The organism is Devosia sp. (assembly GCF_040509215.1).
Taxonomy (GTDB): domain Bacteria; phylum Pseudomonadota; class Alphaproteobacteria; order Rhizobiales; family Devosiaceae; genus Devosia.
In genome coordinates, this window is sequence record NZ_JBEVLL010000095.1 from 1 (window position 1) to 4,370 (window position 4,370).

The following is a 4,370-nucleotide window of genomic DNA, read 5'->3' on the forward strand; positions in this document are numbered from 1 at the left end:
ATAGGGCAGGTAGCCCACAAACCCGGTCAGCTTCCACTTTCCCGCAACCTTGCGGACGAAATAGAGCGTCTGCCAGTTCAGGCGATCAACACCGCCGTCGCTCAGCTTGATTTCGCCGTTGAACTTCTTGTGCGCAATGGCGCGATCGCCGGTGATTTCGATTTCAGTCAGGCTCGTGGCGCGGTGGATGCCGGCTTCCACGTCTTCGGCATAAGACTGCTTCTGGCCTTCATGCGCCTGGCGTAGCCATTCGGCGCTATAGTCGGCGAGGGTTGGATAGCTGATCGTCCAGCCATCGGGATTGTCTTGTTTGTTGCCGTTGATGCCGACAAAATCCTCGGCGACGAAATCGCCTTCGACCATGGACCAGTCGGCGGCCACATAGGCGGCGATGTCGCGCGGCACCAGCATGGTCCAGATAGCCGAGCGGTCGGCGTCATTGGGGAAGGGATTGGTGGAAAGGCTCATGTCGGGGGTCTTTCGTGATCTCTCGGGCGGCCTGCTCCTCATTTTGGGCCGCACGATGCACTCTGTATGAAATTTTCAGGCATGTCATCTCTAGTGACACTCCTGAAAGAGGCCACATGGATACCAATTGCGACATGCTGCGCGCTTTGGTGGACCTTGTCCACATGGATTTTTTCCTCAAACCCCTGCCAAACGCCCAGAAATACAGCAAAGTGCTGCCCAAAAAGGCGCCACGAAAGAGTGGCTTAAATTGGTATTGTCAGCGCTTGGAATCTGTGTTGACATTATGTCATAAAGGCGCCTAGTCTTGAAAATCGTTTACAGAAATGCCGACTAATCCGGAAGAGATTGGCGGAAAACAGGGTACAGGGAATATGCGGGTAGGCATTATCGGCCTTGGCTATCGCTTGGCTTATCTGGCGCGGGTTTTTACCGCTGCCCGGAGTGATTTCGAGATCGTCGGTTATGTCGATCCGGCCCCGGCGGGCCTCCCCTATACGAAGGAGCATGGCGTCTCCGTCGGCAAGCAATATGACAGTCTCGAAGCGCTGATCGACAACGGCAATCTCGACCTTCTCATGGTCGGTTCGCCCAATCACATGCATCTCGAGCACATCCGCATCGGTCTTGAGCGCGGCATGAAGCTTTTCGCCGAAAAGCCGGTCGTGACTTCAGTTGAAGACACGATGGCGATCGCCGAACTGATCGGCCAGTACGGCTCCGACAATGTGATGGTGGGCCTCGTGCTGCGCTACGCCCCGCTCTATGTCGATCTGCGCAAGGCGCAGGCCGAAGGAAAGCTGGGCAATATCGCCTCGATCGAAGCCTCGGAAACCATTCCGCCCTATCACGGCGCCTTTTTCATGCGCGACTGGCGTCGCTATGGGAAATATTCGGGCAGCTTCATGCTCGAAAAGTGCTGCCACGACCTCGACCTTTATAATGGCGTCATGGGTTGCCGCCCGCGCTATGTCGCAAGCTTTGGCGGCCGCCGCAGTTTTACGCCCGAAAACGCGCCGCAGGTCTCCGGCATCAACGACCTCGAAGTCTATCACCGCAAGCCCTCGGGCTGGATGGGCACTGACAAGGTGTTCGACAGCGATGGCGATATCATCGATTTCCAGACCGCCCTCGTGCAGTACGAAAATGGCGCGGCGCTGACCTTCCACACCAATCTCAACGTGGCCGACGATTTCCGGCGTTTTGCCGTGATCGGCGCCAAGGGCATGGCCGAAGGCGACTTCGTGCGCAATTACTTCAAGGTCACCGATAGCCGCACCTCGGATCGCCTCGAAGACAAGACCTATGAAGTCAGCTCGCTCTCGAGCCATTATGGCGCTGACGAGCAGATGGCCGAAGATATCCTGAAGCATCTCGTCGATGGTGCGCCGCTGCCGGTCTCGGTGGTCGATGCGCTTGAGGCCGGGCTGCTGGCACTCTCCATGGACGAAGCGATGCGCAGCAAGTCCGTGGTCGACATGGGCCCCATCTGGCAGCGTTTCGATGCTGCCCTCGGACGACAGGGCTGAGGAGAAAAAGCCGATGACCAGTTCGCGTAGCGCCACCATCTTCGCCCTCGCCCTTCTGGCTCCGGCACTGATCTATATCCTGACCATTGTTGCCTATCCGCTGGTCGATACGGTCATTCTCAGCTTCACCAATGCCTCGCTCAAGGCCGGCTATGATTTCGTCGGCTGGGCCAACTACCAGCGCATCTTCGGAGTCGGCAATTTCACCGAGGTGATCGTCCGGACGTTCGTCTGGACCTTCTTCTCGGTCTCGACCAAGATGATCATCGGCATGGCCGGCGCCGTGCTGCTCAATGCCGCCATTCCCGGCCAGGCCGTGTTCCGCATCCTCACCATGCCGCCCTGGATCGTGCCCATGGCTATCGGCATCTACATGTGGAGCTGGATGTATAACGGCCAGTTCGGCATGATCTCGGGCCTTCTGCAGAATTTCGGCCTCGTCGGCGGTCCCGTCGCCTGGCTCGCTTATGGTCACACCGCCTTCTGGGCGACCATCGTCACCGACGTGTGGATCGGCGTGCCCATGGTGACCATCTATTTCCTTGCCGCCATGCAGTCGATCCCCAAGGATCTCTATGAGGCCGCCTGGACCGATGGCGCCGGCCGCTTCTACCGCTTCCGCCGCATCACCGTGCCGCTGATGATCCCGGCCATCATCACCATGAGCCTGCTCTCGCTCATCGCCACGTTCAACTCGTTCGACATCATCTGGATCCTGACCCAGGGCGGTCCCTCGGGCTCGACCACGACCATGATCATCGACACCTACAAGACCGCCATCGGCAGCCGCAAATATGGCGAAGGCGCCGCACGCGCCGTGGTGATCTGTATCTTCGTGTCGCTGTTCTGCCTCGCCTACTTCCGTGCCGTTCGCAAGCTCCAGCAGGGAGAAGCCAAATGACCGACGTCGCCCGCTCGACCGAGATCGCTGCCGCCGACAGCCCGGCAACCGTCAGGCCCAAGACCAAGGCACGTTCCGCCAAGGCGATGATCGACCGGTACCACTGGTACGAAGTTGCCGCCCTTTACGTCGGCATCGCGGTCTTCCTGTTCTTCGTGCTCGCGCCCTTCATCGAAGGCTTCCTGGTTTCGCTCAAGCCGTTGGCGCAGCTTTTCTCGACGCCCTATAGCTTCATCCCGAAGACCTGGTCTTTCGATGCCTATGTGAATATGTGGACCTCGGTCCCGGCGCTGGGCATGCACATCTTCAACTCGTTCTTCATCTCCTCGGTGGTGACGCTGATCGTTGTTGTCATCGTGGTCCCCGCGGCATATTCCTTCGCCCGCTTCAATTTCAGCGGCCAGGCGCTGCTGCTCGGCATGTTCCTTGCCGTGAACATGTTCTCGGGCGCCGTGCTGCTGATCCCGCTCTTCCGCCTGATGCGGAGCCTCGGGCTACTCAACACCTATTTCGCCATGATCGTGCCGGGTGCGGCCTTCCTCATCCCGTCCTCTATCTGGCTGCTGCGCACCTATATGATGCGCATTCCCCGCGAGCTTGACGAAGCTGCATGGGTCGACGGCGCCTCGCGCCTTTACACCCTGCGCCGCGTCATCCTGCCGCTCGCCATGCCTGGCATCGTCGTGGTCGCCATCATGACCTTCATCGGTGCCTACGCTCAGCAGTTCATTTTCGCGCTGACCTTCAACTCCAAGACCGAATTCATGCCGCTGCCGGTTGGCCTCTTCGCCTTCTTCGGCAAGCAGGAAGTGCAGTGGAACGAGTTGATGGCGGCCAGCTTCGTCGGCATCCTGCCGGTGATGATCGTCATCATCTTCCTCCAGCGCTATCTGGTGGCAGGTCTGACTGCGGGGGCGGTCAAGCAATAACAAGGATTTTCGTCCAGGACCCCGGAGGGACCTGACGAGAGGGAAGGCGCCTTCGGGCGTGCAACAAGGGAGACTAAGAATGAACAAGACCAAAGGCCTCGTGCTGGCGTCGCTGGTGGCCCTCTCGGGCACCACCGGTCTGGCCACTGTGGCTCAAGCCGAAGAAATCAACATCATCCTCTGCGGCGACGTGGTGACCCCGGTCTACACCAAGCTGTTCGAGGAATGGACCGCCGCCAATCCCGACTACCCGGTCGCTCCCGAGCTCGTCGGCTGGGGCCAGTGCCAGGACAAGGTGACCACGCTTGCCGTCGCCGGCACGCCGGTCGATATCGCCTATGTCGGTTCGCGCACCCTGAAGCAATTCGCCCTCAACGATCTCATCGTCCCCGTGCCGATGACCGACGAGGAAAAGGGCGCCTACTATAACTACGTTCCGGAAACCGTGACCTTCGACGGCACCCAGTGGGGCATTCCGGTCGCCTTTTCCACCAAGGCCTTCTTCTGGAACAAGGACCTGTTCGAAGCCGCTGGCCTCGATCC

Annotated in this window: 5 protein-coding genes; 4 read left to right on the forward strand and 1 reads right to left on the reverse strand. The window is 59.4% G+C overall.

Annotated elements, in window-relative coordinates; all coding sequences use genetic code 11:
• Positions 1 to 468: hypothetical protein (locus tag ABW043_RS05325; protein ID WP_353920191.1), on the reverse strand; the 468-nt coding region annotated here is incomplete at its 3' end.
• A 374-nt stretch (positions 469 to 842) separates the two neighbouring features.
• On the opposite strand from ABW043_RS05325, the gene ABW043_RS05330 reads away from it, so the two are divergent.
• The 4 genes from ABW043_RS05330 to ABW043_RS05345 all read left to right on the forward strand — a co-directional run.
• The gene (locus ABW043_RS05330; protein ID WP_353920192.1) at positions 843 to 1,997 is read left to right on the forward strand and encodes a Gfo/Idh/MocA family protein; all 1,155 of its coding nucleotides are present in this window, start codon (positions 843 to 845) and stop codon (positions 1,995 to 1,997) included.
• A gap of 13 nt (positions 1,998 to 2,010) precedes the next feature.
• Entirely contained in the window at positions 2,011 to 2,898 is an 888-nt protein-coding gene (locus ABW043_RS05335; RefSeq protein ID WP_353920193.1) for a carbohydrate ABC transporter permease, read from the forward strand.
• Positions 2,899 to 2,984: 86 nt separating this feature from the next.
• Positions 2,985 to 3,827, forward strand: coding sequence for a carbohydrate ABC transporter permease (locus tag ABW043_RS05340; RefSeq protein ID WP_353920195.1), 843 nt, complete (start codon positions 2,985 to 2,987; stop codon positions 3,825 to 3,827).
• 79 nt (positions 3,828 to 3,906) lie between these two features.
• On the forward strand, positions 3,907 to 4,370 hold a 464-nt coding region (locus ABW043_RS05345), incomplete at its 3' end, for an ABC transporter substrate-binding protein (protein ID WP_353920194.1).